Origin of the sequence: Pantoea sp. Cr_R13 (assembly GCF_029222565.1) — a bacterium.
GTDB lineage: Bacteria > Pseudomonadota > Gammaproteobacteria > Enterobacterales > Enterobacteriaceae > Pantoea > Pantoea eucalypti.
In genome coordinates this window covers 509,098-535,994 of the sequence record NZ_JARHXL010000003.1, presented here as the reverse complement: position 1 = coordinate 535,994, position 26,897 = coordinate 509,098, and the positions used below count along the sequence as shown (strand labels likewise).

Sequence of the window (26,897 nt, the reverse complement as noted above, 5' to 3'; positions counted from 1 at the left end):
AGTTGGTCCTGTGGTCAATGCGTTACGCGCGGCCGCATTTCGGACAAGGAGAAAAACCGATGACAAAAATTGAGGTAAACGCCAACCTACGGCGTCAGCGTTATGCGCCCTTTCTGCTCACGTTGCTGCTGAGCGTTCCCGCTTTCACCACCCATGCCGACGATAATAGCCGCATGCTGAACAATCAGCCGCAGCCGCCGGACGTTCGTTTAGGGCCGCTGTTTAACGCCGTGCAACAGGCGAAGTTCTATCCCGATCAAAAGACCTTTGCTGATGCCGTGCCGAAATTCGATCCCGCCTCGATTCTTGCCGACTGGCAGATGCAGAAGAAACAGCGCAATTTCGATCTGAAACGTTTTGTGGATACCAACTTTACGTTGCCCGCTGCGGGCGACAAATATGTCCCGCCCGCGGGACAAAACCTGCGTGAGCACATTGATGGCCTGTGGCCAGTACTGACCCGCACCACCAGCAGTGTTGGTCAGTACGACTCGCTGCTGCCATTGCCAAAACCCTACGTGGTGCCAGGCGGGCGTTTCCGCGAAGTTTATTACTGGGACAGCTACTTCACCATGCTGGGGCTGGCCGAGAGCGGACACTGGGATAAAGTCCAGGATATGACGGATAACTTCGCCTCGCTGCTTGACCGCTATGGTCACATTCCCAACGGCAACCGCAGCTACTACCTGAGCCGTTCACAGCCACCATTCTTCAGCATGATGGTCGAGTTACTGGCCACGCATGATGACGGCAAAGCCTATATCCGCTACCTGCCGCAATTGCAGAAAGAGTATGACTACTGGATGGCCGACAGCGATAAAGTCGCGGCCAGTGCCGCCAGCAAGCGGGTGATTAAACTGGCGGATGGTACATTGCTCAATCGCTACTGGGATGCGCGCGACGTCCCACGTACCGAATCCTGGATGGATGATATTGCCACCGCGCAGAAAGCGCCGCAGCGCAATAAAGCCGAGCTCTACCGCGAGCTGCGTTCCGGTGCCGCCTCGGGCTGGGATTTCAGTTCCCGCTGGTTCACCGATGCGCATAATCTGTCGACAATCCGCACCACACAACTGGCGCCCGTTGACCTTAACAGCCTGATGTTCCACCTGGAGCAGACGCTGTCAAAAGGTTACCAGATGAATAAGCAGAGCGATCTGGCAAAGCAGTTTGCCGATCGTGCAGAGAAGCGTCAGGCGGCAATCAACCGCTATCTGTGGGACAGCAAACAGAACTGGTATGCCGACTATGACTGGCAGAAAAAACAGGTCCATCCGCAGTTAACGGCTGCTGCCCTGTTCCCGCTCTATCTTCAGGTAGCCAGTGACAGGCAGGCTGAAAGCACCGCCAGCGCGGTAGAGAAACAGCTGCTGAAGCCTGGTGGTCTGGTAACAACCACCGTAAATAACGGTCAGCAGTGGGACGCACCGAATGGCTGGGCCCCGCTGCAGTGGGTTGCCGTGGAAGGTCTTGAGCACTATAACCAGCCGAAACTCGCAAAAGAGGTCGGCTTACGCTTCCTGCAAAACGTCCAGAACACCTATGACCGTGAGCATAAACTGGTAGAGAAATATGTCGTTGACGGCAAAAATCTTGGCGGCGGCGGTGGCGGTGAATATCCGCTGCAGGACGGCTTCGGCTGGACAAACGGCGTTACGCTGAAACTGCTTGATAAGTACTGCCCGAAAGATAAAACCTGTAACAGCGCCCACGATATTCCTCAGGCGTCTGCCTCCCAAAACTAAGTCACTCTGGATACCTCTGGCCCCGCCGGAGGTATCCGCACCCTCTTTCAGCGAATTTTACTTGACCTTCTTTCATCTACAGGCAAAATTGCAGCCAATTTACAAAAGGTAATAGTTCTCATTATGATAATGAGATTGCCTATCAATAATTTTATTCACCCGCCTGACCCTTTGCCAAGAAAGGAATTTTGATGAAACTGTCATTATCGCTGAAAGGTTATGTTCACCTCTGCACCCTGGCGCTGACTGCGCCTGCTCTGAGTTTTGCTGCTGATATGGTCGTGACTGCCCAACCGCTGGAGGATTCGACCACGCCCACCCAGGGCTATCTGGCGACCACCAGCCAGGGCGCAACCAAGAGCGATCGTCCGTTGATCACCACGCCGCAATCGATATCCGTAGTCACCCGTCAGCAGATGCAGGATCAGGGCGCACTGACCCTGAATCAGGCGCTGGGTTACAGCTCAGGCGTCTTTACTAACTTCGGCGGGGCCGCTACCCGTTACGACACCATTGCCCTGCGCGGCTTCCACGGTGGCGATGTCGATAACACCTTCCTCGACGGAATGCGGCTGATGAGTGACGGGGGCAGTTTCAACATTTTGCAGGTGGATAATGCCTTCCTGGAACGCATCGACGTAATCAAAGGCCCCTCTTCCGCGCTCTATGGCCAGACAGTGCCGGGCGGACTGGTGAACATGGTGACTAAACGTCCTCAGTTCGCGGAAGAGGGTCATATTCAATTGCAGGCGGGCAGCAACGCGACCACCGGCACGATGTTTGATTACACCAATGCCATTAATGACCAGTGGGCGTTTCGCCTGACCGGTGTAACCCGCAACAGCGATACCCAGTACGATCATACTCGTGAAGAGAAATATGCGCTGATGCCGCAGCTGATGTGGCAACCCGATGAAGATACTCATCTGATTCTGAAAGCCTACCTGCAAAAAGATCCGTCAGGCGGTTATCACGGTTCAGTGCCGGGTGACGGCAGCCTTACCGAACACAACGGCTATAAGCTGAGTAACGGCTTCTATGAGGGCAACAGCGATCTTGATCAGTTCAAGCGCCACGAGCAGATTTACAGCTTCGATTTCGCCCATCGCTTTAACGACGTCTGGTCGTTCTCATCAACCGGCAGTTACAGCCACTCGAATGTCGATCTCGATCAGGTTTATCAGATTGGCTGGGATGAAAATAATCCCGATCTGTTGAATCGCTACTACTCTGGCGAGCGCTCGTCACTCTCCGCCTGGTCCACGGATAATCGGTTACAGGCAGAATTTGACACTGGCGAGCTGGAGCACCGCGTCACCGTGGGAGCCGAGTATCATCGCTATAAAAATGAGATCAGCGCAGCAGGCGGTTCGGCTAATCAGCTGAATGCCGTGACCGGCGAGCAGGTTGGCGACATGCCGGATTACACCTGGGCAGACAAGACTCGTCGCTACTATCAGACCGGTCTCTATCTGCAGGATGAGATGAAGCTGGATCGCTGGCATCTGGATCTCTCCGGCCGTTACGATCGCATCGTCGCACAAAACAGCGGCAGCGATCGTCGTCAGGATGATCACATTAGCGGACGCGCCGCGCTGCTCTATGCCTTCGACAACGGCATTTCGCCTTATGTCAGCTGGAGCCAGGCGATTACCCCGACTGCGCTTACCGATCCCAACAATAACCTGCTGAAGCCGACCACTTCAGAGCAGTATGAAGCCGGGGTGAAGTATCAGCCTGTGGGCACCCGCGATCTTTACAGCATGGCGGTTTATGACCTGACGCAGAAGGATGTGGCAAACCGTAATGTTAAAGACGGCACCTTCACGCCATCGGGCAAAGTCCATTCACAGGGTATTGAGCTGGAAGCGCGTAATCAGTTAACCCCGCGTCTGAGCACCGTGGCGAGTTATACGCTGAACCATCTGCGCTTCAAAGATTCGGTGGATGGCAACAGCGGCCATACGCCGTATGTCACCCCTAACAGCATGGCGGCACTCTGGGGTCACTATCAGTTTGATTACGGTCTGAGTGCGGGCGCGGGCGTGCGTTACATCGGTAAACAGTGGGCAGACAACCAGAACACCACGCGCGTGCCGTCTGTGACGTTGTTTGATGCATCAGTGCGGGCCGATCTGGGCGTCTGGAACAGCAGCCTGAAAGGCGCATGGGTTCAGGTCAATGCCAATAACCTGACCGACCGCACCTATGTAGCGGGCTGTTACGGCACGGGCTATTGCTACTGGGGCGCGGAGCGCAGCGTGATGGCGACAGTCGGTTACGACTTCTGATAGCAGAGTAAAAGATAAAAAAAGGGGACGAATCGCTTCGTCCCCTTTTCTGTTAAAACTGTTACGGTTAACTGCGTACTTTGCGGTACACGAACAGCACCACGATGGCACCGATCACTGCGACCACAAAACTGCCGAAGTTAAACCCATCGACGCGGCCGAAGCCAAACAGCGTACTGATCCAGCCACCCACTACTGCACCGATAATACCCAGTACAACAGTCAGAATGAAACCGCCACCGTCTTTACCTGGCATAATCCACTTCGCCAGAATACCCGCGATCAAGCCAAAGACGATCCAGGAAATAATACCCATCTGTTGCTCCTTCCTTTTTATGATTAAATCGTGAACGCCTGATTTATCAAGCGGTTTACCGCGATAAGTATAGCCAGCATTTCGAAAATTGCTCGTCCGCTCACAGTTATTATTGATGACGAGCAAATTAAAGCTTTTTCCAGCCGCGCCGATAACCGTGACGAGGCAAAAAAAGAGTGTAAATACAGTAACCCCTTGTGGAGCAGGACGTGAAAGAAGCCGACCAGGAACAATATTTAAAACGTGGCACGCTGGCGGTTCTGGGCGTTATGAAAGATTTGCTGCGATTGCAGACGCCCTTACTGGTGCGCTTCCCGCGCGGGCAGTTTATCAGCCGGATGCTGACTGCCGATAAAGATCGCGTGGTGTTTGACCTCGGCAGTAATAACCTGGATAACGAGTACGCACTAACCAGCGATGATCTCAGTATCACCGCTGAAACCTTTGGTGCGAAAGTGGAGTTCAGCCTCACCTCACTGGAAAAAATTGAGTTTGAAGGCTTACCCGCTTTCAGCTCACCGCTGCCGGACCTGCTGTGGCAGATTCAGCGACGGGAATTTTTTCGGGTCTGCGCACCGATGGAGCCGCAGTTCTGGTGCCACACCCTGTGGCCGGATGGCAGTAAAACGCGTCTGCGATTACAGGATCTCTCTCTGGGCGGTATCGGTGTGCTGGTGGATGAACCGCTGCCGGAAGGCTTGCAGAATGGCGACAGCTTCAATCAGTTCCGGGTTGAGCTGGGCGAATATGGCATTTTTGAAGTGCCGGTGAAGCTGTTGAGTATTGGCGAACGCTGTGTCGTGAACCGCAAAAATGAAACCCTGATTACACCCCGCCTGAGCTTTCGTTTTGCCACGCTGAATCCGGCACAGGAGCGACAGCTTCAGCAGATTATCTTTGCCCTTGAGCGCCTGGCGCGCGATAAATCGACCCGATTCCAGTAACTGCTTTATGGATGCGCCACGCAGGTGGGCCGCATCCAGGCTATGCTTCCTGCTTGTTTTCTTTTAAACCGGAACCCAGCAAGGAGACCCTCCCCAATGGAAAACTGGCTCTCTTCACGTCGTTTTCACGCCCTCTTTTTTAATCAGGAACTCTGGATCAACAGCGCTATCGTTATCGTCTCCACCCTGGTGATTTACTGGGTATTACGTACCCTGATTCGCTTTATCTCCAACCGGATTGCCCTCTATAGCGAACATCGTCACGTCCGCGCCACTGCGATTCTGGTGGAGATATTGCGCAGCACCAGCCAGACACTGCTGCTGATCTTTTCGCTACTGATTGCCCTGAAGTTTGTCGACCTGCCTGCTTCATGGAGCGTGACTATTGCGCACGGCTGGTTCCTGGCGCTGATTGTGCAGCTCGCGCTATGGATAGACTGCGGCATCAGGCTGTGGCTGAAAAGCCTGCTGCGCGATCCGATTCATGTGCGTAATCCGGTGACGACGGTGATCCTGGGCATTCTGCTGCGGGTGGTGGTCTGGATCATGATGTTCCTGGCCATTCTGTCGAACATCGGCATCAACATTACAGCACTGGTTGCCAGCCTTGGCGTTGGCGGTATCGCGATTGCGCTGGCAATTCAGACCGTGCTGAGTGATGTGTTTGCGTCGCTGGCGATAGGCTTTGACAAGCCGTTTGAGCACGGCGACTTTATTGTTTTTGGTGATATTGCAGGCACTATTGAACATATTGGCCTGAAAACCACGCGTCTGCGCAGCCTGAGCGGTGAGCAGATTGTTTGCTCAAACACTATTCTGTTGCAGCAGACCATCCATAACTACAAACGCATGCAGCAGCGCCGCATCGTCTTTAAGTTTGGTATCAGCTATGCCACGCCCTCTGATCAGGTTCGGGCGATCAGCCCGCTGGTTAAAGAGATTATCCAGGACATTGAGACGACCCGTTTTGACCGCGCCCACTTCCTGGCCTTTGAAGACTCAAAGCTGACCTTTGAAGTGGTCTATTTTGTGCTGGATGCGGATTACAACAAATACATGGATATTCAGCAGGAAATTAACCTGCAGCTGATGGCGGCTCTTGAAACGCGTAACATCCGCTTCGCCTTCCCGATTCGTCAGGTGGAGTTCAGCGGCGGCAATCTGCCTCCGGTGGATCTGGTGGCGGTGGAAAATGAAGATGGCGAGGTGCGCAGGATGGCGCGCTAAACCCGGGCCCGCCGCCCTGTTCAGGGATGGCGGGCAGGGATACCGGTGCGGCCAGAACCGTGAGCGCATCGGCTGTCCCACCTTCCCCTATCGCGTTCTGCAATTCAGTCTCACCGTTTACTGATGCCGGTAACAACTCACACCGAGATACTCACTAAACGCTTCCTGCAGCACATCTGCCGTCGCTGAGTGATTCATCGCCACGTGATGCTCAAAGCCATTACGGCAGATCCACGCCAGCAATGTTTCCAGTTGCGGCACCTGAATCACCGCACGACAGCCCACCGTGTCCAGCGGATCGGTGACCGACATCCCCTCGCCCACATAGGCTTTGATTTCGCCGCTGAAGTCGTCGGTTGAGAGACGGAAGTAGGTCAGATCACCCTGCTTCATCCGGCCATGCACTGCACCGCAGGTGTTCTCTTTGCCCACCGTGGTGCCGATGATATCCGCCGTGCCCATCGTCGGTGACTCCAGGCTGGCACTGGCGAAGTTACCACAGTGAAACAGCACGCATTTGTCCCGTTCATCGCCAAAGTTGTTGTTCCAGTCGGCCAGTGAGGCGGGACTCAGCGAACAGCTGGCGAGTGCGTACATCGACAGCGCGCCCATCACGTCCACTTCGCAGGCGCTGGGCATCAGCTGGCCCGACATCACGCTCATGATTGAGCAGACGTTAATCCCCAGATTCTCCTGCAGTGAGGTCCAGCACTGAATAGCAGTGGTATCAATATCGTTGTCACTGATCCATTCGCTGATCACCACAAACAGTTTGGCCATGGTCACCAGTTTGTCACCTGGAATGCCGCGCGCATTAGCGTTAGCCTCCAGGATTTCACGCTTCTCTGCTACGCGGATATCGTCATCGCGCAGCCGGTGGGTGCGGGTAAAAATCTCCGATAAATCCAGGGTTTCCACCGCGATGCCCATCTTCTCCAGCAGCTTTTCGCTGTAGCGCACGGTGTTAAATCCGGCGGGCCGCGCACCAATGGCGCCGACGCGCACCCGGCGCATGGCATTCACGACACGACAGAGCTGGCTGAACCGCTGCAGATCCTGCCTGAAGACCTCACCGCTCAGGGCGCAGACGTGCTGGCGGGTCAGAGTAAACGGAATACCATATTGCCGCAGATTATTGCAGAGCGAAATTTTTCCGCAGAAGCTGTCGCGACGGGTCGCCAGCCCCATTTTATCGAGATTATCCTCTTCCGCCTGAACCAGCACTGGCACATTCAGGCCGGCCAGACGCAGCGCTTCTGCAATCGCTTTTTCATCACCAAAGTTAGGCAGCAGCACCACAATGCCGTGAATTTTTTCGCGGTGCTCGCGAAACAGTGCAGCGCAGATTTTTGCCTCCTGCCGCGTCTCTACGCCGCCCAGATTGGTCTGGGTTTCGTCCAGCATGACGGTATTGATGTTCATTTTTTCAAACAGCGCGACCGCCTGCTGGCGCGCCTCGCCCACCAGATAGCTGGGAAAAAAACCCCGGTTGCCAATAATGACACCGAAGGTTAACTGCTGAGGAAGTGTTGACATGGCTCTGCTCCGGATAAGGATTAGTGTGGCTGATAACGACAGCGTGCAACGGCGTCGATCCAGCCTTTATAATTTTCCTGCATACGCTGCGCGTTCTCTTCACGCGGCAGGATGACGCTGCCGCCCTGTAAAGCCTGCATATCACTGCCCTGCTGCCACCACCCCAGCACTTTGCCTGCCAGCAGTGCCGCGCCCAGCGCGGAGACCTCAGCGGTCGGGACCCGCTGCAGCGGCCGCTGCAACACATCGGCCTGTAACTGCATCAGCCAGCTATTTTCAGTGGCGCTGCCATCGACACAGAGCGCCGGAAGCTGCTGTCCGCTGGCCTGCTCCATCGCGAAAAAAACATCGGCGATTTGCCAGACGATCGACTCCAGTGCCACCCGCGCCAGCACGTCGGGTGTCGCGGCATCCGTCAGTCCGCACACCATGCCGCGTGCCTGAAGATCCCACCAGGGTGCGCCCAGACCCGAGAGCGCAGGGACAAAATAGATGCCCTGATTGTCATCGCAGCGTTGCGCCATCGCGGTCAGCTCACGTGGATCCTGTACGCCAAGCAGTTTACCCAGCCAGGCGGCACCGGAACCGGTGTGGGTGATGTTGCCTTCAAACGCATAACGCAGCGTGCCGTCATGCCAGGCCACCGTGGTGCTGAGGCCGTTTTCCGTCAGCAGCGGCGTCGCCATGGACATCATCAATGAAGAGCCGGTGCCATAGGTGGCTTTCACCACTTCAGACTCACCGCGGCGTTGCGCCTGCAGCGCGGCATGGGAATCGCCAATACGCGCCAGAATCGGCGTGCCTGGCGCCAGACCGGGAATGTCATTTACCGCCACCACGCCCTGTTCACTGGCTGAAGAGGTGATGCGCGGCAGTGCGGCGCGCGGCAACTGAAACAGCGCCAGCAGCTCGTCATCCCAGTCGTTGAAGTGCAGACTGTAGAGCTGCGTGCGGGAGGCGTTAGCGTGATCGGTGATAAAGACTTCGCCCGCGCTGAGCTGCCAGGTGAGCCAGCTGTCGACCGTGCCGATGCAAAGTTCGCCGGCAGCCGCCCGCGCCGCGCCGTCGGGAATGGTGGCCAGCATCCCGGTCAGCTTGGCGGCCGGAAACATCGGATCAACGGCCAGCCCGGTCAGGCCGGTGATGCGAGGCGCTTTACCCGCCTGCCGAAGGTCGCGACAGAATGACTCGGAGCGTCGATCCTGCCAGCTCACCAGCGGTGTCAGCGGCTGACCATCACGCCGCTGCCAGATCATCACCGACTCACGCTGATTACTGATCGCCACCGCCGCGACAGGCGCACCTGCACACGACGCCAGACAATGGGCGATGGCCTGTTTTACCGCCTGCCAGATTGCCTCAGGATCCTGCTCAGCCAGACCGGGCTGCGGGTGTTGCAGGGTTAAACTCTGGCTACCGCGTGCCACCACACGGCCGTCGCGATCAACCGCAATCGCCTTGGCATTGGTGGTGCCTTCGTCAATCGCCAGAATCAGAGGTCCCACCATGTTTATGCTCCTGCGCAGATGCGCGCTGCACTGTTGACCACGCTGCGGGCATCAATGCCATGACGGGCGCGGGTGGAGGCGCGATCGCCTGCAATCGCATATTCCCCATCCGCAATGCCAAGCCGCAACAGCGGGATGCCACAACCGCCTTCCGCCAGCACCTCAGCCACAAGGCTGCCGACGCCGCCATTGACGTTGTGCTCTTCCACGGTAATCACCGCTGGATAGTGATTTAACAGGTTGCGCAGCTGTTGGGTATCACAGGGTCGAATCGATGGAACCGCGATCACACCGGCTGAAATGCCCTGTTCAGCCAGTTGCTCGGCGGCGTGAACCACCTCGTGAACCGTTGAGCCCATCGCCACCAGCGCGATGTCACTGCCTTCACGCAGCACATCGATCGCGCCTGGTCTGAACTGATAATTTTCATCGTGCAGCTGCGGCAGATCTTTGCCATCCAGACGGATATAGACCGGCCCGACATGCTCAAGGGCATAGTCGATGATCTGGCGGCACTCCAGTGGGCAGGAAGGCGCATAGATCTCGATGTTGCCGAATCCGCGCATCACCGCGATGTCATCAATGCTGTGATGGGTACTGGCTAACGGGCCATAACTGGCCCCGGCATTCAGCCCGAACAGTTTGACGTTGGTGTTGTTGTAGCAGACGTCGACTTTCACCTGCTCATTGGCACGTGACACCAGAAACGGCGCGGCGTTACAGGTCACCGCGACTTTGCCGCCCAGTGCCAGACCTGCCGCTGTTCCCACCAGCGTCTGCTCGGCGATACCCACATTAATCAGCCGGTCGGGAAATGCCTTAATAAAGGGGGCAATTTTGGCGGTTGAGGTTGAGTCGGCCACCACAGGAACCAGATCCACGCCGCGATTCACCGCGTCGATAAAGGCCGTCACCATGACGCTTGCTAAATGTTGTGCATTACTCATCTTTCAGTTCCTCCAGCGCCTGCGCGATCTCTTCGCCTTTCGGCACCCGGTGATGCCATTCCGCCTTGCTCTGGATAAAGGAGATGCCAAAGCCTTTTTCGGTATGCGCCACAATCACCTGCGGTTTGCCGTTCTTCGGCAGGTTTTCAATGGTGTCGACCACTGATGCCATCGCATTGCCGTTGCATTCGGTGACCTCCAGCCCAAAGGCGCGCCATTTTTCCGGCAGCGGATCGGTGTTCATGATGTCGCGGGTCGCACCCGCCAGTTGCAGCTTGTTCTTGTCATTGATGATGATCAGGTTATCAAGGCCGTAATGCGCCGCCACCAGTGCCGCTTCCCAGTTACTGCCTTCCGCCAGCTCACCATCGCCGGTCACCACAAAGATGCGGCGCGAACTGTTGTCTTTTTTCGCCGCGATAGCGATGCCGACCGCCACAGGCAGGCCATGGCCCAGCGCGCCGGTATTGAGCTCGACGCCCGGCGTTTTCTGCCGGACTGGATGGCCGGGCAGATGCGAGTCCGCGTGCTGATAGGTCGCCAGCCAGTCGGTCGGGAAGTAGCCCGCTTCCGCCAGCACGCAGTAGTAGCCGCCCACCGCGTGCCCTTTCGACTGGATGTAGATGTCACGCTGATTGTCATCTGTGCGATCCGGTGCGCAGTTCAGAATGCGAAAGTAGAGCGCAGTGAGGATCTCCACCTGCGACAGGTCAGCGCCGGTATGACCGCCTGCCGGGCTGCCTGCGTTAAGCTGGATGATGCGGCGGCGGATAGCCCGCGCCCGGCGCTCAAGGTCTTCGACCGGAAGATTGAAAGGATTCATACACTACCTCTGAATTTTAAATCGGTTATGAATATATATTCACGCCAGTTAAAAAATTTTGTGCTTAAAAAAGTGTGGCTGATAAAGGTATTGTCCTCTGTTCACCACACTGCCCGTCACTCCGGGCTGACTGCTGCCGCTTATGCTGAATCGCTTAGCGCTGCATCCTGCCCGGACGGCGATAAATCAGTCAGGATTTAGCCGGTTCCCCCTCCTCAATTAATGCTTTCTGCGCCACGACCGCCGCCTTCTGCTGCATCCGGCTCTGAGTCTGGTCGATGATGACCGCGATGATGATGACGATGCCTTTGATCACCATCTGCCAGAATTCGCTGACGCCCATCATGATCAGACCATCCGCCAGAAAGCCGATGACGAACGCACCGATCAGCGTCCCGACAATCGTGCCGCGTCCGCCCGCCAGTGAGGTGCCGCCCAGAACCACAGCCGCAATGGCGTTCATCTCAAACGCTGTGCCGTTTGCCGGATGGCTGGCGACCAGTTGTGATGAGACCACAATGCCGGCAATCGCTGCGCAGAATCCCGACAGGGTATAAACCAGAATCTTCACCTGTCGGGTTTTCACGCCTGAGAGTTCAGCGGCGCGCTCGTTGTCACCGATGGCATAAACCTGACGGCCAAACGGCAGGCGACGAGCGATATAGGCGATCACCAGCGCCAGCACCACCATCATCCAGATGGCATAAGGCAGTCCGAGAAAGGTGCCGGCCCCGATTCGATCGAAGCCGGTATTACCCAATAGCGGATTACCCTGCAAACCGGGAAAGGTTTCGCCACCGGAGGTCAGCATCGCCGAACCGCGCAGGATGTACATGGTGCCAAGGGTGCAGATGAAAGGTGCGACGTTGTAGCGGGTAATGATCCAGCCGTTGCCGGCGCCAATAAGCGCACCGATCAACAGCACGACCGGCACGATTACCCAGACGCTGGGGAAGATGGCGATGCCAAACATCGGCAGCACAATCCCTTTGGTGATCAGCCAGCCCGCGATCATGCCGCACAGCCCCAGCGTCGCCCCAATCGACAGGTCAATGCCGGCAGTGATAATGACAAAGGTGATACCCAGCGCCAGAAAGGCGTTGATGGCGATGTGTTTCACCATGATCACCAGACTGCCGGTGGCGAGAAAGTCCGGCACGGTGATGGCGAAGAAGCCGACAATCAGAATCAGCGCAATAAAAGTACGCAGCTTCAGAAGCAGCAGCAGAATGCTTTCGCGTGAACTAAACGCTTTCGCCGGAAGTGTGTTCAGCGCGACGCTGTTATTGCTTTTCATGCTCAGAACCCCTGCGCACTTGCTTTCACCAGCGCTGCCTCTTCCGCCTGGTCTCGCGGAAGGTCAGCCGTAAGTTTGCCGCCCGACATCACCAGGATGCGATCGGCTACCGCCATAATCTCTTTCAGGTCTGAAGTGGAGAACAGCACCGCAATACCCTGCTGCGACAGCGCCACCATCATGCGAAACACTTCCGCTTTAGCCCCGACGTCAATGCCGCGACTCGGCTCATCCAGCAGCAGCAGACGCGGATTCGTCAGCAGCGCGCGGCCAATCACCACTTTCTGCTGGTTGCCACCACTCAGTGCGCTGATAGCAACGTCCGGCGAGGAGATTTTGATCGCCAGATTACCGACCGTCTGAGTCACTGCCTGCTGCTCCGCCCAGTGCGCAATGGCAAAGCGGTGCGACAATCGCCGCCACAGGCTGGCGATGGTGAGATTACTGGCAACTGACGAGACCGGGAAAATCCCGGCGCGTTTGCGATCCTCCGGCACCAGACTCATCCCCATGCGGATGCGATCGGCAGTGGGCAGGCGCGTAGGCAGCGGTTTACTGTCGAGCCACAGCTTGCCCAGATAGTGACGCTGGCTGCCAAGCAGACACTCAAACAGCTCCGTGCGACCCGCCCCCATCAGGCCGTAGATCCCGACAATCTCCCCGGCCCGCACCTGAAAACTGACGTCATCAACCAGGGTATTGCCGTTGGGGCTGACGCAGGTGATGTGCTGCGCCTCAAGAACCGGCGCGCCAAACTCACGCTCGTCCGGCAGGAAGGTAGTAACCGGCTCACTGCCGAGCATCTCGCGAACGATCCACGGCACATCGATGGTGCTGACCGGCGCTTCTGCCTGAAAGCGTCCGTCGCGCAGAATCGTAATCACGTCGCCAATTGCCATCAGCTCTTCCAGCCGATGAGAAATATAAATGAGGGTAACGCCCTGCTGCGTCAGGTCGCGGATGACCCGGAAGAGGATCTCAACTTCGGTTTTACTCAGCGCCGAGGTGGGCTCGTCAAGAATCAGAATGTCCGCATCTTCCGCCAGCGCTTTAGCGATTTCCACCAGCTGCTGCTGACCCACTTTGAGATTGCCGACCCGCTCACCGGGCGAGATAGGCTGGTCAAGACGCGCCATCAGTGCGGCGGTGCGTCGTGCCTGCTCCGCCTCATTGATCGGCGCCAGGCCACGCTGGATCTCCCGGCCCAGAAACAGATTCTCCGCCACGGTAAGGTTTTCAAACAGATTCAGCTCCTGATGCACCATGCCGATGCCGTGCCGGGCGGCATCGCGGGTGCTGCTCAGCGTCAGCGGCTCACCATTCAGAAACAGCGACCCGGCCGTAGGCTGCTGCACGCCCGCCAGAATCTTCATCAGCGTCGATTTGCCCGCGCCGTTTTCACCGATAATCACATTCACTTTGCCACGCCAGACCCGGTAATCGACGCGATCCAGCGCCAGCATGCCGGGAAACAGCATGGAGATCTGTTCGGCCCGCAGAATAATGTCATCTTCCATCAGGGCGTCCCCCGCTTCAGCTCAATCGCCACCACCTCTTCAACGCTGTTCTGCCCGATGCTTACGGCCAGCAGCGCCTGCACTGGCTGGTTGACCCAACTGGCATCCAGTGGCGGCAACTGCTTCACTGCATGACGGTTGAGTGCCCGGGTGAGCTGGGCGTACTGCACCTGATTAGTAAATTCTTCGAAACGGAAACCGGCGGCATCCCGGATAGCGTTGCTGCGCAGTACCGGGCCAACGCTGATCGCCACCGGCTTACCGTTAATCATCAGCGTCAGCGTGCGTTCACGCGGGTTACTCTCATCAAAAGCGCTGGCCGTTCCGCTGGCCCGCACAAAGACGCTTTCGCGGCCGCCAGATTTCACCGTCTGACTTTTCGCTTCCATGTCGGCCCAGCTCAGCGCGTGGCTGTTCGCAGTGGTCATAACACGCGGCTGCCAGGTTTCCTCCGCAATCTGCTGCGGCGTCTGGGTGGTATAGCTGGGCTTCGCGTGCGGATCTTTCGGCATGATCGGGTTACCGTCCGCATCCAGATCCACCACGGTGCAGGCGCTGAGCAGCGCCATCCCGATCAATACCGCCAGTATCCGTTTCATGGTTATTTCGCCAGGTTGAAGTTTTTCAGCTTCGCGGCGTTGCTTTCATCAATCAGCACGCAATCCATCAGCTGCTTCTCCTGTTTCTGCGCTTTGCCGTTCTTCAGGTAGTAATCCGCCTGCGAGACCGCCATCTGCGCCTGATCCCAGCCCGGCTGCAGCACCGTCGCTTTGATATTGCCTTTGTTGAGGATGGAATCGCGGGTGTAGTCACTGCCGTCGAAGCCCACCACGATCACCGATGTTTTTCCCGCGGCTTTCAGCGCAGCTTCTGCGCCCAATGCCATGGTGTCGTTGCCGGAAATCACGCCCACGATGTTGGGGTGTTTTTGCAGCAGCGTTTCCATGCGGCTGAAGGCTTCGGTCTGACTCCAGTTGGCGCTCTGCTGCGCCACCATTTTCATGTCGGTATAATCATCCAGTACATCGTGATAACCCTGCGACCGCACGCCCGCATTGGTATCAGACTCCTTGCCGAGCAGTTCAATGTAGTCCCCTTTGCCGCCCAGCAATTTGGCAAATTTCTCTGCACCCAGCTGCGCACCCTGATAGTTATTGGAGACGATCTGCGCCACGGCGATGCCGGTTTTATTAATTTCACGGTCAATCAGGAAAACCGGGATGCCGGCATCTTTGGCTTTCTGCACCGGCCCGACGGTGGCGTCCGCACCGGCGTTGTCCAGAATGATCGCTTTGGCTTTTCGTGCAATTGCGGTCTCAATCAGCTGGTTTTGCTTATTAACATCATCGTCATGCGACGCCACCAGCGTGGCGTAACCCAGCTCTTTGGCTTTGGCCAGAGCGCCTTCCGCCTCGGCTTTAAAGAAAGGGTTGTCATGGGATGGGGTGATAATAGCCAGCAGGCCTTGCTCCGCCGCCAGCGCCGTTGCAGAAAAAGCGATCATCGAAGCCAGCAGGGTCAGTTTAATCAGAGGACGAGTCATTATTATTCTCCGCTTGAATATATATTCACATGCGATTTTATATGCATAATGACTATGCGCCTGCGCGGACACGCCGTCCAATGCGCGATCTTTAAAAAGCGAAAACGATCACAAATTAGCCTGCGTTGTGATTTTGATCATCCTGGTTAACAATACCGGGCAGATTCAGAGAGGGAAAACCGATGGCAAAACAGGATGAACAGCGACTGATGGTGAAGATTGCTACGCTTTACTATGTCGAAGGGATGAAGCAGTCCGACATTGCGCAGTCACTGACCTTATCGCAGTCGTTTGTCTCACGCATACTTAATCGCAGCGTGAAAGAAGGTGTGGTCAAGATCAGTGTGGTGCCACCGGCCAACGTCTATCCGGAGCTGGAAAAGGCCATTGAACAAACCTATAACCTGCCGCAGGCGATTGTGGTGGATGTGCCCGAGCAGGCGTCGTCGCTACAGATTAAACAGGCGATTGGATCGGCGGCTGCTCACTATCTGGAGACCCGGCTGCGTAATGATGAACTGATTGGCATTTCGTCATGGAGCGGCACTATCCGGGCGATGGTAGATGCGCTGCATCCGCTTAACAGCGCCTGTAAAGGGGTGATTCAGCTGCTGGGCGGCGTTGGGGCTAACGGCAACGTGCAGGCCACTATTCTGACGCAGAATCTGGCGGCGCTGCTGAACTGTCCCGCCTGGCTGTTGCCGTCGCAGTCAATTGAGCATTCGGTCACCGATCGTCAGCGACTATCAGCCAACGCAGAGGTCGCCGAAGTCCTGAGTAAATTTGATCAGGTAGACCTGGCGATTGTCGGTATTGGCGACCTGGAGCCGTCAGCACTGCTGCGCAACTCCGGCAACTACTACGATGGCAACATGCTGCAGACGCTGGCAGCGCGCGGCGCGGTAGGCGATATCTGCCTGCACTACTTTGATGCCTGTGGACAGCCGGTGCTGAAAGCCGAGGAAGATCCGGTGATTGGGATGGAACTGGCGCAGGTTAAACAGTGCCCGCAGGTCGTGGGGCTGGCAGGCGGACGGGAAAAAGCGCAGGCGATTCGGGGAGCGTTGCTGGGAGGTTACATTAAGGTGCTAATTATCGATTATCCCACGGCGCGGCTACTGCTCACGCCGCAGGAGTAATCACACGCCATCAGATTGTGCGGTAGGCCGTGGTCACTTTCCAGAGATAGCGCGGTGCCTGCGCCGCCGGATGCTTTTTCTGTACGTGCTGATAAAACTCATCCGGGGACATGGAATTAATCATCGCAATGGCCCGATCGCGATCGCTGGAAAACGTCCTCAGTAACGCCCCTGCACCGTTAGCATAAGAGACGATGGTGGCATAACGCAGTGTCAGCGGGTCACGAATGCCTGACAGTGCGGAATTCTGCAGAATACGGATATAGGCGGTGCCGATATCAATATTTTTGGCCGGATCGCGCAACTCAGCATTTGATGGCTGACCACGACGGCCCAGTGTGCGATAGACTTCGCGCCCGGCAGTTGACGCTTTAATCTGCATGAGACCCACCGCATTAGAACGGCTCACCACGCCCGGATTTCCTCCCGACTCGACACTGATAATGGCGCTGATCAACTTCTCATCAACGCCATAATGACTGGCGGCATCTTCGGTAAACATTGCCCAGGTCCCATTGACGCTGGATGGGGGTGCCTGAGTTAATGGCGTGTTGCGTTGCTTAACGACCTGATGCGGTGCCTCGCTGGCACAGCCGGTCAGGAGTAACGCCGGGAGTATAAGGTGTCGGATTTTCAGCAATTTTTCGTCTCGTAGCTGTTGTGGCGAATGCTATCATACCCAGGCAGCCTGAGAGCAAAATTACCGTTTATCCTAAATGCACTAAAATGCGGCGCGTACCGTGACTTCAGCGAGGCTTTTCGCCATCATCGCCGTTAGTCAGCCGCCAACAGCAGGAAAGTATGATGATTTCACGTTCAGTTCGTCTTATCTCCCCCTCCGGTTACTGTCACAACCAACCTGCGGCGCAGCAGGCTATTGCGCGCCTGCGTGCGGCGGGCCATCAGATAGAGAACGAACAGGTGATCACCCGCCGTTTTCAGCGCTTTGCGGGAACAGATGCGGAACGCCTGGCGGATATCAATCAGCTTGCCAGCCTGAGCACCCTGCCCGATATCGTGCTGGTAGTGCGTGGCGGTTATGGGGCCAGCCGGTTACTGGAATCCATCGACTACATCGGCCTGCAGCGCCGTTTGCTGAATCAGCCAGTAGCGCTGTGCGGCCACAGCGACTTCACCGTGATTCAGCTGGCGTTACTGGCGCAGGTCGGCCTGATTACCTTCAGCGCACCCATGCTGGCGGGTAATTTCGGCGCCGCGACCTTATCTGAATTTACCCTCCACCACTTCTGGCAGGCACTAACATCACCTACAGTAGAGGTGAAATGGCAGAGTGAAACGCCAGATCAGGGCGAATGGCAGGGTACGCTGTGGGGCGGAAATCTGGCGATGATCTGCTCACTGATTGGCACGCCGTGGATGCCGCAGATTGAGAACGGCATTCTGGTGATCGAAGATGTGAATGAACATCCGTTCCGCATTGAGCGCATGCTCATCCAGTTGCAGCAAAGCGGCATTCTGGCGCGCCAGCGGGCGATCGTCACGGGCAGCTTCACCAGCACGGCTCTGTCAGAGTATGACAATGGGTTTAATTTCGAGACCGTCTGGCAACACGTGCGTGACATCAGTGGTCTGCCAGTGATCAGTGGATTAGATTTTGGTCATGCCGCTGACACCGTCACACTGCCGCTGGGTACCCGCGCACGATTGGCGGTCAGTCAGGGCCACGCCCATTTACAGGCAACCGGGCACCCCGTTCTGCGGGAATAAAGTACGTTTCAGGAGATCGACATTGAAGCCGTTGTATGACGATTTGTGGATCTCAACCCCGGAATTTCCGGTGGAAGATGCCGTTAACGACCTGATGATGCATGGCTTTATGCTGCGTCACCCGCGCGGCAATCTGCTGATTGGCCGTGTAGAAAACCCGCTTGATCATGAAGTCATCGCCGATAGCGGCGGCGTGATCCGCCACTATCTGACCCACTGGCACGAATCTGCGCCCGGCGCGGCGGTGATTCAGCAGCGCTTTAGTAGCGCGCTTTACTGCCATAGCCGATCGCTGGGAGCGATAAGCCGTTTTGCTGAACCTGACGACACCTTTTCACAGCACGAGACGCACTTCGGGGATTTTCAATTACTGTCAACGCCAGGACACACACCAGGCAGTTGCAGTTATCTCTATACCTCGCCGCTGGGGCTGACCTATCTGTTTGTCGGCGACACTGTGACGCGTTCTCATGATCAGTGGATCACGGTGCTGGTGCCGGACAGTAATCCGGCTGAGCTGAGTCAAACGCTGGAGTTTTATCGATCGCTGCGTCCTGACGTGGTGCTGATGAGCACTACGCGTGGACATCTCTCCTGGAAAAAGGTCACGCTACAGAGCTGGCTGGCGGCGATTGATGAGGCTGAACAGAATCCGCTGGATTTGCGTCAGCAACCCTTGTTTTGATTACAGGGCTTTCGTCAGATAGTGGCGCTGGTGATGCCGTGGATAGTTATCCAGACTGATGCGCAGCGTATAGCCGAGCTTTTCATAAAACGGTCGCGCCTGAAAACTGGCGGTATCCACCTGCGCAAAACGACAGCCGCGATCCCGCGCCTCCTGCTCTGCCGCCTGCATCAGTTTGCTGCCCGCCCCCTGCCCGCGTAGCGCCTCACTCACCCACAGCATATCAATCCGCAGCCAGTTTCCGGCAGTTGACCCGGTCAGCCCGGCCAGCTTTCTGCCCTGGTCATCACGAATAAACACGCCGATCGACCTGATCTCATCAGTATTAATATATTTGCTGTTGAACGCAGTCAGACCCAGTCTGACTTCATCCAGGTCCTGCGCGGTGACGTTATCGGTAATCTCAGGTTGCATAGTGGCTCCAGGGCGGTTAACTGTCGGAACGCTGACGATCGTCATAGCGCTCCAGGCTCAGCGCATCCACATCGCGTTTTTCGGTGCGGCTGCAGGGCAGCAGTTTATCGCTGTCGCGATAGACAAAGAAACTGGCTTGAGTTCGCTGGTTTACAATCAGCTGATCGCCGTTGCGAAATCGGGTAATCGCCACCTTATCGCCCGCTTCCAGACGGGTACGCTGCTGACCGGCCGCAATCTGGAAATGATTTTCTGGCCACATGAGGGTGGTTAAACCATATTCAGCACGTGAAACGGTCATGGTCGCCCTGCCAGGGCAGTTAAGCTGAAATTCGGTTTCGCTCCAGGCGGGTGCAATGTGACAGGCCAGCAGGCCCAGGGCAATTAACGCTGCCTTCATGCTGTGTCTCCGCTGATTTTACTAAGAATTTTTAGCTTAACATATTAACGATCGCAGGAGGGTAGTGAGGGATTGACACTAAGACCATTAAAAAATGGAATCGGTGTGCGCAAAAAGCTGAAAGTTGAGAAAAGATAAAGTAATCCGGCCAGTCAGACAGGCAGCCATGCTGGCCGGATAAGGATTATTCAGCCGCCACCTCGGCGGCCACTAACATCAGCGCCAGCCCCGCATTCTCGCTATCGTAAGCCTGCATTGCTGCACGAATATCCGCTGAGCAGGCGATCACTTGTTGCTTCTTATCGGCTTCAAGCTGGTCAACTGCATGGCGAATAATCATTAGACTTGCTTCTTCTTCTTTCATCATTTATCCCTGGATTTGCCTAAGTGGTGCGCAAAGGAGCCAAGAATAACGTTTATTGATAAGCAAAGTCACCCCTTTACATTCCTGTTGCTTAACGATTAAACAAATCTCAAACAGAAAGCGTAGTGGAAACTGCTATGATTAAGTCATTAGTGGCGCCGCAGGAAAGACGCGGTGTCATAAAACGCCCAGGGATTGAAGCAGGTAGAAAATCATGATGCGACTAAGCATGTTTATCCTCATCACGATGATGACTGGATGTTCATCTGGCCCGAAAGGGGTGGACTGCCCTGGTGAGGTCTCGACAATTTATGGTCAGTCGATGGGGGAAACTCAGGGCGTGATTTTTGACCTGGTTAATAGCTTCACGGTGACCCGTGAGAATGTAAGCGTGAAGAGTGGTCCACTGCAGTCGCTGGATAGATTCAAATATGTTCCCTCCGCCGTTACGCCTGAAGGCTACTATGCGCAACGCTTGTCAGATAAGCAGTTCCGCCTGATTAATCCTTATCAGGACACCCAAATCACCTGGACCTGTCCATAGGGGATGAATCCTGCTGCCAGATCGTTTATTGTCAGGAAACGTCAAGCAGCAGGTCCCTCCGATGGAAAAGCGTCTGGATAACAACGGTTATATTGACTTCCCCTTCCCCGCCACCCGCAACGCAGATGGCTCAGTGAATCCGTGTGGTTTTGATCTGACGCTGGAAACCGGTCGGCTTGAGGAGATCGCAGTGCTGAACCGCTCAGTAAATCTTCGGCGGCTGGTCGAAGAGATCAATCTGCAGGAGGGGCTGTTTATGACGCTGGCTTGTGACTGGCAGCAGCAGGCTGACGCTATCTGCGGCTTTATCGATGTGGCCTTTCGACCCGATATTCCGCAACACGGGCACGAGGAGGCATTGCAGCTGGAGGCGAGCTTCTACCGTTATCTGGCCGGGCAGGAGAAGCAGCATCAGATGCCCGCAGAGAGCCTTGTCAATTATGCCCGTTCTGTACTCGACTGGAGCTGGTCACCGCTGCGCCAGCGTCAGCGCGATTACGAAAAAATCACTATTCAGTTCTATTGTCCTCAGGCGGATGACGCCGAATGGTGTTTTGATCATCTTCGTCATTTTCTGGTGAGCGTCTATCCGGCCTGCGTTGCCGCTCGTTCACTATGATCCCCTTTGCTTCCGGAGTCGCTATGCATTCTGCTGCGCTGTCTGCTTTTACACTCGTCTGCTCGCTGTTTTTTGCCGCAGCTGCCCAAGCCGATCGTTGCCAGCAAATTCGCGCCGGCCTGGATATCGGTTCTGGCACCACGAAAGTTGCGGTTGCGCGCGTCAACGTCTGCCAGCTAAGCATTGAAAAAGTGCTGTATCAGGATCAGCGCGCCGTGGCCTGGAACGATGCATTAGCGCATTCAGCAGATAACCAGCTCAATCCGGCGATAACACAGGAAGGCGTAGCCGCACTGCAGCAGCTTGTTGTGCACGCAAAGCGCTTTCATCCACAGCGAATCAGCGGCGTCGCCACGGCGGTGTTCCGCAACGCCAGTAACGGTCAGCCAGTCATTGAACAGTTGCAGCGTCAGACCGGTGCGGAAATCAACATCATCTCGCAGGAGCAGGAAGCGAAACTCGGTTTCCTTTCCGCTAAAGCCGCGCTTAACGATCCGGCAATCCGCGATGAGCAGTTACTGGTCTGGGATATTGGCGGCGGGTCGATGCAGATGACCGCCTGGCGACAGCAGTCCGGCAAGCCGGTAGCCGATATCTATCAGGGTAAGCTGGCCTCGGTCACGTTAAAGAACTTTATTCTGTCGGTACTGAAGAATAGCCCGCAGGCCAGCTCCCCTAACCCGATTGGCTCCTGGCGGCCGTCGGTGCTGCGCTTTGTGCAGTTTTACGCGACGAATGAGGTCAGCCCGCAGATTAAACAGGATGTGGCGGGTCGGCGCGTGATTGGCATTGGAGGCGTACACGGTTTTTCGATCCGCAATCAGTTACCGGGAAAACCCCATCGCTATACGCTGACGGAATTACAGCAGCTTTCGCAGCAACAGGTCTGGAAAGGCGACAGTGAACTGTCGGGTGACTACCGCGCCACCGACGTCAGCAATCTGTTACTGGTGGAAGGGTTTATGCAGGCGCTGAAAATAGATCAGGTCACCCTTGTTGAGGCCAGCCTGATTCAGGGCGTGCTGCTGCAGTAGCGCGGTGCTCCCCCGCTATACGTCGGGTTTGACCAGCCGGATGGCATGATCCAGTCTCCGCTGTTCATCCCGTTCACTGTGGGCGCGCTGCTGGCGCGTACGTTTTAGCAGGTCACAGATTTCGCCACGGCGGGTGTCATGACCGCGCTCCATCAGCACAATCACCGCATCGCCAATCACCCGGCAGACTTCGTCATAGTCATCATCATTCTGTGCATCACGTTTCATCGCTTCTCCTCCGGCTGTGGCTGCCTGTGCCGCCTTTTCAAAGGCCAGACAGGAAATGGCTGGCCCGCAAACACCACGCCATTAACAGCCAGAAATGATTTCTTAGCCCTAAATCTCCCGCTGGAAGAGCAGAATTCACTATCTTTGCTACGCTTTGAGGGTCTCACTCATAACCAAGGAGCAATAAATGTCAGGAAAAATCGAAGATAAAGTAAAAGAAGCCGCTGGCGCAGTTCAGGAACAATGGGGTGCAGCAACCGGTTCATCTGAGCATCAGGCTAAAGGCGCAGCACGCCGTTACACCAACCAGGCAAGCTATGCTGCCCGCGACGCTGCTGAAACCATCCGCGATCAGGTTCAGTCTAATCCTGTGGCGGGTCTGGCTGTTGCTGCAGGCGTTGGCGTATTTATCGGCTTCCTGCTGGGCCGCAAGTAAACCCGCTGAACGTCAACAGAACGGAAGCCACGCGCTTCCGTTTTTTTGGTCCGACGCGTCTCGCCAGCTGAGATATATCTGAAAGATAAGCCTTTTCAGGTCAGCGTGCCGGGGACTCAGCGTTGAGTTACGTTCTCTTTCTGACAACATCAAGGTTACCTTATGAAAACACTTTCTGCTCTGCTGCTGGTTGCAGCGACGTTTACCTCTCTGGCGGGCTGCTCACAGAGGAGCGACGCGATTAAAGCCGATGGACGTCCTCATGCGCCAAGCGGTCAGTCTTCACCGGGCGGTACGCTGGGCGCCGGACCCGTGGGGCAGCCTCAGTCATAATTCCCAGCCCCGGCACCTATGTCGGGGTTCATTCATGGCGCTGTACTCTCCCTCAATCACATAAAATATCTTCGCTAATGATTAATCTGCTAGTAGTCCCTCCTGAAATTAACCCCCCCCTAATTCATTAATAAAACTTCCCATAAAGTTTCAATTTGATTACAAATAATTAAAGTGCATTTTTATTTAAGTAAAAAAATCGGCCAAAGTTCAAACGAAAATTCAACGACTCAGAAAAACACCCCGTATTAATGAACTTTATCTGTAGCGTCAATCTCTAACACTCCATAATATTTTCATTTTAATAACATTATTAAGTTCAAGAGAATTCTGACGTGAAGAAAAAAAAGATTTATCTGATAGACCGACTTTTAACGCTTTATTCTCGATTTTCCACCAGAAATAAACCTCAGGACCTTAAGGCGCTGACGCCCGATACGGTGGTGATCTATTCCACGACAGCGCTGGGGGATTTCCTGATGAACACGCCGGCTATCGGTAGCCTGAAAAAGCACTATCCTGAGAGCAAATTTGTTCTGGTCTCAAGCAAGAAAAATAAAGACCTTGTCAGCCGTTATGATTGGTTTGACAGGATCTATATATGGGATAACAAAATTGCGAATTTCCTGCCGCTGTTTTTCAAACTGCGTCGCCACAAGCCTGACCTCTCAGTCATATTACACGCCCATTTCCCCTACGATATTATGAGTTCGGTACTGACGGGCAGTAAGGTCATTGTGCGCGACCATTATGGCAGCGAGTCGCCTGTGTTAAATAAATATCTCGATCACTATTCAGGCTATTTTGACGACCATACCATCAAGCGTAAGCTGAAACTGATTGAAGCTCTGGGTGCAGAGACAGAGCAGACAAGGATGCATCTGCCCGAGACGAATAGCAGCCTGCCCCCTAAAGCTAACCATCGCCGTATCGGTTTTCAGTTGGGCGCATCGAAAGATATTCGCCGCTGGCCGCTGGCCTCTTTCCAGCAGCTGGCAATGACCCTGCTGGAACGCTGGCCTGACACTGAGATTATCATTACAGGTACCGCCGCTGAACAGCCGCTGGAGCGGGAATTTATCGAAAGCCTGCCGCTGGACTACCGTAAGAATGTTACACCCATGGCAGGGAAAACTAATCTCAGCGGGTTGATTAACCTGATTCGCACACTGGACCTGCTGGTCACCGGTGATACCGGTCCACTGCACATCGCCGTAGCAGCGCAGACGCCAACGGTTAGCCTGTTCTCAACCGCTAATCCTCGCTATACCGGCCCATGCCAGGACAGCGATCGCCACATTATCATTCATCGCCCGGATAAAACGGCGTCACAGCATCCGATGGCAAATATCAGGGTCGAAGAGGTCGGGCAGGCCGTGGCTAAGCTGGTGGGTTAATGAACGATTTTTCTCAAGCCATTATTGCGCTGATTGAGTATCACAATCAGCCAACCACGCTGGGCTGGTTCCGGAAAGTGGATCGGAGAGATTTTCATCTGCAGCAATTACCGCTGAATGAGGTAGAGTTTGCCCTTCTGATGAGCGATTTCTTTAGCACTTTTGGCGTCAGCGCAGAGCATTACAATGAAGCGCGCTATTTTCCGGCCTCTGCCCCGCGGCGCCTCCTGCCTGACCGGTGGTTCAGCGCAGGCACATATTGTCCATTAACCGTTGCCATGCTGTGTGAAGCGGCCAGACAGGGACACTGGCCTGAAGATGATTAGGGAATAATGGTCTGAACGAAGGCGTCATAAACTTCGCGACTGCTCAGCGCGTTGACCTCACGTGACGCCGGTTGCAGGACCTGACAGGTAACCTGCCACGGATGCCAGCACGCCGGATCGCTGTCGCCAAACAACGCCACCACCGGTAATCCCAGCGCGGCACCCATGTGCATTGCCCCACCATCACTGCTCACCAGCCCCTGACACAACGACATAGCTGCAATCAGCTGCGGCAGGCTGGTGGTTGACACCGCCTTGATCGGCAGGTGCGGGCAGAGCGCCATAATTTCATGCGCTTTTTCGTCATCACCTGGATGACGCGGATTATCGCGGCTGCCGGGTGACCACAGCAGCATAATCTGACAGGCATGCCGCGTTGCAATCTTTTCAGCCAGTTCGGCAAATCGGGTGGCTTCCCACTGCTGGCTCGGCTTACGGGCGCTGATCTGTAAGGCATAGACCGGCACAGTGGAATCAATCGCACAGGTATCACGCAGGCTGGCGGCAATTGCCGTATCCGGCAACAGCGTCAGTTTGCCCGGCGCTATGGCGCTGAGACTGAAGGGCCGCCCCAGACTGAACAGGGTTTCGCTGATATGACACGGAGACTTGCCCGGCGGGGGTAACAGATCGGTAATTAGCGGATGCGACTGTTCACCTAAAGCAATGACTCTGGTGGGCCGCACCGTTTTAACCCACTTCATACCATGCTGATCCCAGCGGCTTTTAGCCAGAATCACGGCGTCATAACGTTGCTTTTTCAGGGTCAGCATCAGCTTCAGTCGCTGTAGCACACAAGCCAGTCGGCTCTGCCCTGCCTCACGGTGATGCAACTTGGTGTAATAGAAGAGCTGCCGGATATCAGGATTATGCTGCAACACGGGCGCAGCGTAATTGTTGGTCAGCACATCGACCTGATGCTGGCCAGATTGCGCCAGCGCACTAATGAGCGGCGTGGTCAGTAACGTGTCGCCAATATTATCCCGACAAATAATTAAAACCCGCATATCTGACATCCTCTGCGCACAGGCTACGCCGTACTGGCTGAATTAAAGTAAGACTTGCCCATTCAACGTTCTGAACGCGTTAACGTAACGGCACAAGTCAGCAAATTAGTCAGCGCAGATTGAGGTTGGTTCAATAGTCACGATATTCTGGAAAGACGTTGGCCATTTTAAAATCCCGTTCTCTGACTGATTCATTAGCCGGACTGTTGATTGAAAAAGTAAATAACACTTCAAAACTCAATGCCGACAAACACGCAATGAATTTTTTCAGACATGACTTCATGACTATGAATTAATTACCCACTTATAACGCCGGCAAAACCTGAGCAGAAAAAAGGCGAAAGATATTCAGCCTCATTAACTATTTAACGTTCTGAAAACTTTTTTCTGAGTACGCTATTTCAGTAATCATTATTCAGATGATGCTGGAGGGAAGATTGACGATCGCGGTGTTTCTTTTACCGTGTAATCAGGCAGAGGAACGTATAGAAATATTACCGTGATACGCAGCGATAAATGATTCATCCACACACTTACCTGAAAAGACAC

29 protein-coding genes are annotated in these 26,897 nt (G+C 55.3%); 14 read left to right on the top strand and 15 right to left on the bottom strand.

The window, feature by feature from the left end:
• Window positions 1-59: 59 nt before the first annotated feature.
• On the top strand, window positions 60-1,745 hold the full coding sequence (gene treA, locus P2R09_RS03675) for an alpha,alpha-trehalase TreA (RefSeq protein WP_275767171.1): 1,686 nt from the start codon (window positions 60-62) through the stop codon (window positions 1,743-1,745).
• 191 nt (window positions 1,746-1,936) lie between these two features.
• A complete protein-coding gene (locus P2R09_RS03670; RefSeq protein ID WP_275767169.1) occupies window positions 1,937-4,036 on the top strand; it encodes a TonB-dependent siderophore receptor in 2,100 nt (699 codons plus the stop codon).
• Window positions 4,037-4,103: 67 nt separating this feature from the next.
• Here the strand turns inward: P2R09_RS03670 and P2R09_RS03665 are convergent, their stop codons facing one another.
• Window positions 4,104-4,352, bottom strand: a complete 249-nt coding sequence (locus tag P2R09_RS03665) for a GlsB/YeaQ/YmgE family stress response membrane protein (RefSeq protein ID WP_003851381.1) — start codon at window positions 4,350-4,352, stop codon at window positions 4,104-4,106.
• Window positions 4,353-4,561: 209 nt separating this feature from the next.
• On the opposite strand from P2R09_RS03665, the gene P2R09_RS03660 reads away from it, so the two are divergent.
• Together P2R09_RS03660 and P2R09_RS03655 are read left to right on the top strand one after the other, a co-directional pair.
• Window positions 4,562-5,296, top strand: a complete 735-nt coding sequence (locus P2R09_RS03660; RefSeq protein WP_008925965.1) for a flagellar brake protein — start codon at window positions 4,562-4,564, stop codon at window positions 5,294-5,296.
• A gap of 96 nt (window positions 5,297-5,392) precedes the next feature.
• A complete protein-coding gene (locus P2R09_RS03655) occupies window positions 5,393-6,523 on the top strand; it encodes a mechanosensitive ion channel family protein (protein WP_275767165.1) in 1,131 nt (376 codons plus the stop codon).
• Window positions 6,524-6,640: 117 nt separating this feature from the next.
• Here P2R09_RS03655 and P2R09_RS03650 read toward each other — a convergent pair whose 3' ends face one another.
• The 8 genes from P2R09_RS03650 to P2R09_RS03615 form a co-directional block, all read right to left on the bottom strand.
• On the bottom strand, window positions 6,641-8,059 hold the full coding sequence (locus P2R09_RS03650) for an L-fucose/L-arabinose isomerase family protein (RefSeq protein WP_275767163.1): 1,419 nt from the start codon (window positions 8,057-8,059) through the stop codon (window positions 6,641-6,643).
• A gap of 20 nt (window positions 8,060-8,079) precedes the next feature.
• Window positions 8,080-9,567 carry an FGGY-family carbohydrate kinase gene (locus P2R09_RS03645; RefSeq protein WP_275767161.1) on the bottom strand — a complete coding sequence of 496 codons (1,488 nt, stop codon included), beginning with the start codon at window positions 9,565-9,567 and terminating at the stop codon, window positions 8,080-8,082.
• Between the two features lie 2 nt (window positions 9,568-9,569).
• Window positions 9,570-10,514, bottom strand: a complete 945-nt coding sequence (locus P2R09_RS03640) for a transketolase C-terminal domain-containing protein (protein ID WP_008925961.1) — start codon at window positions 10,512-10,514, stop codon at window positions 9,570-9,572.
• Entirely contained in the window at window positions 10,507-11,337 is an 831-nt protein-coding gene (locus tag P2R09_RS03635) for a transketolase (protein ID WP_008925960.1), read from the bottom strand. The genes P2R09_RS03640 and P2R09_RS03635 overlap by 8 nt, the downstream gene beginning before the upstream one ends.
• Window positions 11,338-11,527: 190 nt before the next feature.
• On the bottom strand, window positions 11,528-12,634 hold the full coding sequence (locus P2R09_RS03630) for an ABC transporter permease (protein WP_275767157.1): 1,107 nt from the start codon (window positions 12,632-12,634) through the stop codon (window positions 11,528-11,530).
• A gap of 2 nt (window positions 12,635-12,636) precedes the next feature.
• Complete coding sequence (locus P2R09_RS03625) at window positions 12,637-14,151, bottom strand: sugar ABC transporter ATP-binding protein (protein ID WP_275767155.1); 1,515 nt, start codon at window positions 14,149-14,151, stop codon at window positions 12,637-12,639.
• Window positions 14,151-14,750 (bottom strand): DUF2291 family protein, encoded by a 600-nt coding sequence (locus P2R09_RS03620; RefSeq protein WP_275767153.1) that lies wholly within the window; start codon window positions 14,748-14,750, stop codon window positions 14,151-14,153. The genes P2R09_RS03625 and P2R09_RS03620 overlap by 1 nt, the downstream gene beginning before the upstream one ends.
• A 2-nt stretch (window positions 14,751-14,752) precedes the next feature.
• Window positions 14,753-15,694, bottom strand: coding sequence for a D-ribose ABC transporter substrate-binding protein (locus P2R09_RS03615; protein ID WP_003851394.1), 942 nt, complete (start codon window positions 15,692-15,694; stop codon window positions 14,753-14,755).
• Window positions 15,695-15,876: 182 nt separating this feature from the next.
• On the opposite strand from P2R09_RS03615, the gene P2R09_RS03610 reads away from it, so the two are divergent.
• Window positions 15,877-16,833: a sugar-binding transcriptional regulator gene (locus P2R09_RS03610; protein ID WP_003851396.1), complete on the top strand. Its 957-nt coding sequence runs from the start codon at window positions 15,877-15,879 to the stop codon at window positions 16,831-16,833.
• 10 nt (window positions 16,834-16,843) lie between these two features.
• Here P2R09_RS03610 and emtA read toward each other — a convergent pair whose 3' ends face one another.
• Window positions 16,844-17,473, bottom strand: a complete 630-nt coding sequence (gene emtA, locus P2R09_RS03605; RefSeq protein WP_275767149.1) for a membrane-bound lytic murein transglycosylase EmtA — start codon at window positions 17,471-17,473, stop codon at window positions 16,844-16,846.
• Between the two features lie 164 nt (window positions 17,474-17,637).
• Between emtA and ldcA the strand changes: the two genes are divergently transcribed.
• Complete coding sequence (gene ldcA / locus P2R09_RS03600; protein ID WP_275767286.1) at window positions 17,638-18,561, top strand: muramoyltetrapeptide carboxypeptidase; 924 nt, start codon at window positions 17,638-17,640, stop codon at window positions 18,559-18,561.
• Window positions 18,562-18,583: 22 nt separating this feature from the next.
• The gene (locus P2R09_RS03595) at window positions 18,584-19,246 is read left to right on the top strand and encodes an MBL fold metallo-hydrolase (RefSeq protein WP_275767147.1); all 663 of its coding nucleotides are present in this window, start codon (window positions 18,584-18,586) and stop codon (window positions 19,244-19,246) included.
• On the opposite strand, the gene P2R09_RS03590 is transcribed toward P2R09_RS03595, so the two are convergent.
• The 3 genes from P2R09_RS03590 to P2R09_RS03580 form a co-directional block, all read right to left on the bottom strand.
• On the bottom strand, window positions 19,247-19,660 hold the full coding sequence (locus P2R09_RS03590) for a GNAT family N-acetyltransferase (protein WP_275767145.1): 414 nt from the start codon (window positions 19,658-19,660) through the stop codon (window positions 19,247-19,249).
• Window positions 19,661-19,676: 16 nt separating this feature from the next.
• A complete protein-coding gene (locus tag P2R09_RS03585; protein ID WP_275767143.1) occupies window positions 19,677-20,060 on the bottom strand; it encodes a hypothetical protein in 384 nt (127 codons plus the stop codon).
• Between the two features lie 184 nt (window positions 20,061-20,244).
• The gene (locus P2R09_RS03580) at window positions 20,245-20,424 is read right to left on the bottom strand and encodes a hypothetical protein (protein WP_003851407.1); all 180 of its coding nucleotides are present in this window, start codon (window positions 20,422-20,424) and stop codon (window positions 20,245-20,247) included.
• A gap of 214 nt (window positions 20,425-20,638) precedes the next feature.
• Here P2R09_RS03580 and P2R09_RS03575 point away from each other — a divergent pair, with 214 nt between their 5' ends.
• The 3 genes from P2R09_RS03575 to P2R09_RS03565 all read left to right on the top strand — a co-directional run bounded on the left by P2R09_RS03575 (window position 20,639) and on the right by P2R09_RS03565 (window position 22,621).
• Window positions 20,639-20,968: a hypothetical protein gene (locus tag P2R09_RS03575; RefSeq protein ID WP_275767141.1), complete on the top strand. Its 330-nt coding sequence runs from the start codon at window positions 20,639-20,641 to the stop codon at window positions 20,966-20,968.
• Window positions 20,969-21,029: 61 nt separating this feature from the next.
• Complete coding sequence (locus tag P2R09_RS03570) at window positions 21,030-21,587, top strand: hypothetical protein (protein ID WP_275767139.1); 558 nt, start codon at window positions 21,030-21,032, stop codon at window positions 21,585-21,587.
• A gap of 23 nt (window positions 21,588-21,610) precedes the next feature.
• Window positions 21,611-22,621, top strand: a complete 1,011-nt coding sequence (locus tag P2R09_RS03565) for a phosphatase (protein WP_275767137.1) — start codon at window positions 21,611-21,613, stop codon at window positions 22,619-22,621.
• Window positions 22,622-22,636: 15 nt separating this feature from the next.
• On the opposite strand, the gene P2R09_RS03560 is transcribed toward P2R09_RS03565, so the two are convergent.
• Complete coding sequence (locus P2R09_RS03560) at window positions 22,637-22,849, bottom strand: DUF2767 family protein (RefSeq protein ID WP_275767135.1); 213 nt, start codon at window positions 22,847-22,849, stop codon at window positions 22,637-22,639.
• A 187-nt stretch (window positions 22,850-23,036) separates the two neighbouring features.
• On the opposite strand from P2R09_RS03560, the gene P2R09_RS03555 reads away from it, so the two are divergent.
• From P2R09_RS03555 to P2R09_RS03540, 4 genes are all read left to right on the top strand, one after another.
• A complete protein-coding gene (locus P2R09_RS03555) occupies window positions 23,037-23,285 on the top strand; it encodes a DUF883 family protein (RefSeq protein WP_090962124.1) in 249 nt (82 codons plus the stop codon).
• A 162-nt stretch (window positions 23,286-23,447) separates the two neighbouring features.
• Window positions 23,448-23,618 carry a hypothetical protein gene (locus tag P2R09_RS03550; protein ID WP_003851420.1) on the top strand — a complete coding sequence of 57 codons (171 nt, stop codon included), beginning with the start codon at window positions 23,448-23,450 and terminating at the stop codon, window positions 23,616-23,618.
• A 335-nt stretch (window positions 23,619-23,953) separates the two neighbouring features.
• Window positions 23,954-25,015 carry a glycosyltransferase family 9 protein gene (locus P2R09_RS03545; protein ID WP_275767131.1) on the top strand — a complete coding sequence of 354 codons (1,062 nt, stop codon included), beginning with the start codon at window positions 23,954-23,956 and terminating at the stop codon, window positions 25,013-25,015.
• Window positions 25,015-25,341, top strand: a complete 327-nt coding sequence (locus P2R09_RS03540; RefSeq protein ID WP_275767129.1) for a DUF1493 family protein — start codon at window positions 25,015-25,017, stop codon at window positions 25,339-25,341. The genes P2R09_RS03545 and P2R09_RS03540 overlap by 1 nt, the downstream gene beginning before the upstream one ends.
• Here P2R09_RS03540 and P2R09_RS03535 read toward each other — a convergent pair.
• Window positions 25,338-26,348 carry a glycosyltransferase family 9 protein gene (locus P2R09_RS03535; RefSeq protein ID WP_275767127.1) on the bottom strand — a complete coding sequence of 337 codons (1,011 nt, stop codon included), beginning with the start codon at window positions 26,346-26,348 and terminating at the stop codon, window positions 25,338-25,340. The genes P2R09_RS03540 and P2R09_RS03535 overlap by 4 nt on opposite strands.
• Between the last annotated feature and the right edge of the window lie 549 nt (window positions 26,349-26,897).

What these genes read in the sequence shown, in the direction of transcription:
- treA (WP_275767171.1), top strand. Translation starts at nt 60, where the DNA reads ATGACAAAAATTGAGGTAAACGCCAACCTACGGCGTCAGCGTTATGCG.
- P2R09_RS03670 (WP_275767169.1), top strand. Translation starts at nt 1,937, where the DNA reads ATGAAACTGTCATTATCGCTGAAAGGTTATGTTCACCTCTGCACCCTG.
- P2R09_RS03665 (WP_003851381.1), bottom strand. Translation starts at nt 4,352, where the DNA reads ATGGGTATTATTTCCTGGATCGTCTTTGGCTTGATCGCGGGTATTCTG.
- P2R09_RS03655 (WP_275767165.1), top strand. Translation starts at nt 5,393, where the DNA reads ATGGAAAACTGGCTCTCTTCACGTCGTTTTCACGCCCTCTTTTTTAAT.
- P2R09_RS03650 (WP_275767163.1), bottom strand. Translation starts at nt 8,059, where the DNA reads ATGTCAACACTTCCTCAGCAGTTAACCTTCGGTGTCATTATTGGCAAC.
- P2R09_RS03645 (WP_275767161.1), bottom strand. Translation starts at nt 9,567, where the DNA reads ATGGTGGGACCTCTGATTCTGGCGATTGACGAAGGCACCACCAATGCC.
- P2R09_RS03640 (WP_008925961.1), bottom strand. Translation starts at nt 10,514, where the DNA reads ATGAGTAATGCACAACATTTAGCAAGCGTCATGGTGACGGCCTTTATC.
- P2R09_RS03635 (WP_008925960.1), bottom strand. Translation starts at nt 11,337, where the DNA reads ATGAATCCTTTCAATCTTCCGGTCGAAGACCTTGAGCGCCGGGCGCGG.
- P2R09_RS03630 (WP_275767157.1), bottom strand. Translation starts at nt 12,634, where the DNA reads ATGAAAAGCAATAACAGCGTCGCGCTGAACACACTTCCGGCGAAAGCG.
- P2R09_RS03625 (WP_275767155.1), bottom strand. Translation starts at nt 14,151, where the DNA reads ATGGAAGATGACATTATTCTGCGGGCCGAACAGATCTCCATGCTGTTT.
- P2R09_RS03620 (WP_275767153.1), bottom strand. Translation starts at nt 14,750, where the DNA reads ATGAAACGGATACTGGCGGTATTGATCGGGATGGCGCTGCTCAGCGCC.
- P2R09_RS03615 (WP_003851394.1), bottom strand. Translation starts at nt 15,694, where the DNA reads ATGACTCGTCCTCTGATTAAACTGACCCTGCTGGCTTCGATGATCGCT.
- P2R09_RS03610 (WP_003851396.1), top strand. Translation starts at nt 15,877, where the DNA reads ATGGCAAAACAGGATGAACAGCGACTGATGGTGAAGATTGCTACGCTT.
- ldcA (WP_275767286.1), top strand. Translation starts at nt 17,638, where the DNA reads ATGATTTCACGTTCAGTTCGTCTTATCTCCCCCTCCGGTTACTGTCAC.
- P2R09_RS03590 (WP_275767145.1), bottom strand. Translation starts at nt 19,660, where the DNA reads ATGCAACCTGAGATTACCGATAACGTCACCGCGCAGGACCTGGATGAA.
- P2R09_RS03585 (WP_275767143.1), bottom strand. Translation starts at nt 20,060, where the DNA reads ATGAAGGCAGCGTTAATTGCCCTGGGCCTGCTGGCCTGTCACATTGCA.
- P2R09_RS03580 (WP_003851407.1), bottom strand. Translation starts at nt 20,424, where the DNA reads ATGAAAGAAGAAGAAGCAAGTCTAATGATTATTCGCCATGCAGTTGAC.
- P2R09_RS03575 (WP_275767141.1), top strand. Translation starts at nt 20,639, where the DNA reads ATGATGCGACTAAGCATGTTTATCCTCATCACGATGATGACTGGATGT.
- P2R09_RS03570 (WP_275767139.1), top strand. Translation starts at nt 21,030, where the DNA reads ATGGAAAAGCGTCTGGATAACAACGGTTATATTGACTTCCCCTTCCCC.
- P2R09_RS03565 (WP_275767137.1), top strand. Translation starts at nt 21,611, where the DNA reads ATGCATTCTGCTGCGCTGTCTGCTTTTACACTCGTCTGCTCGCTGTTT.
- P2R09_RS03560 (WP_275767135.1), bottom strand. Translation starts at nt 22,849, where the DNA reads ATGAAACGTGATGCACAGAATGATGATGACTATGACGAAGTCTGCCGG.
- P2R09_RS03555 (WP_090962124.1), top strand. Translation starts at nt 23,037, where the DNA reads ATGTCAGGAAAAATCGAAGATAAAGTAAAAGAAGCCGCTGGCGCAGTT.
- P2R09_RS03550 (WP_003851420.1), top strand. Translation starts at nt 23,448, where the DNA reads ATGAAAACACTTTCTGCTCTGCTGCTGGTTGCAGCGACGTTTACCTCT.
- P2R09_RS03540 (WP_275767129.1), top strand. Translation starts at nt 25,015, where the DNA reads ATGAACGATTTTTCTCAAGCCATTATTGCGCTGATTGAGTATCACAAT.
- P2R09_RS03535 (WP_275767127.1), bottom strand. Translation starts at nt 26,348, where the DNA reads ATGCGGGTTTTAATTATTTGTCGGGATAATATTGGCGACACGTTACTG.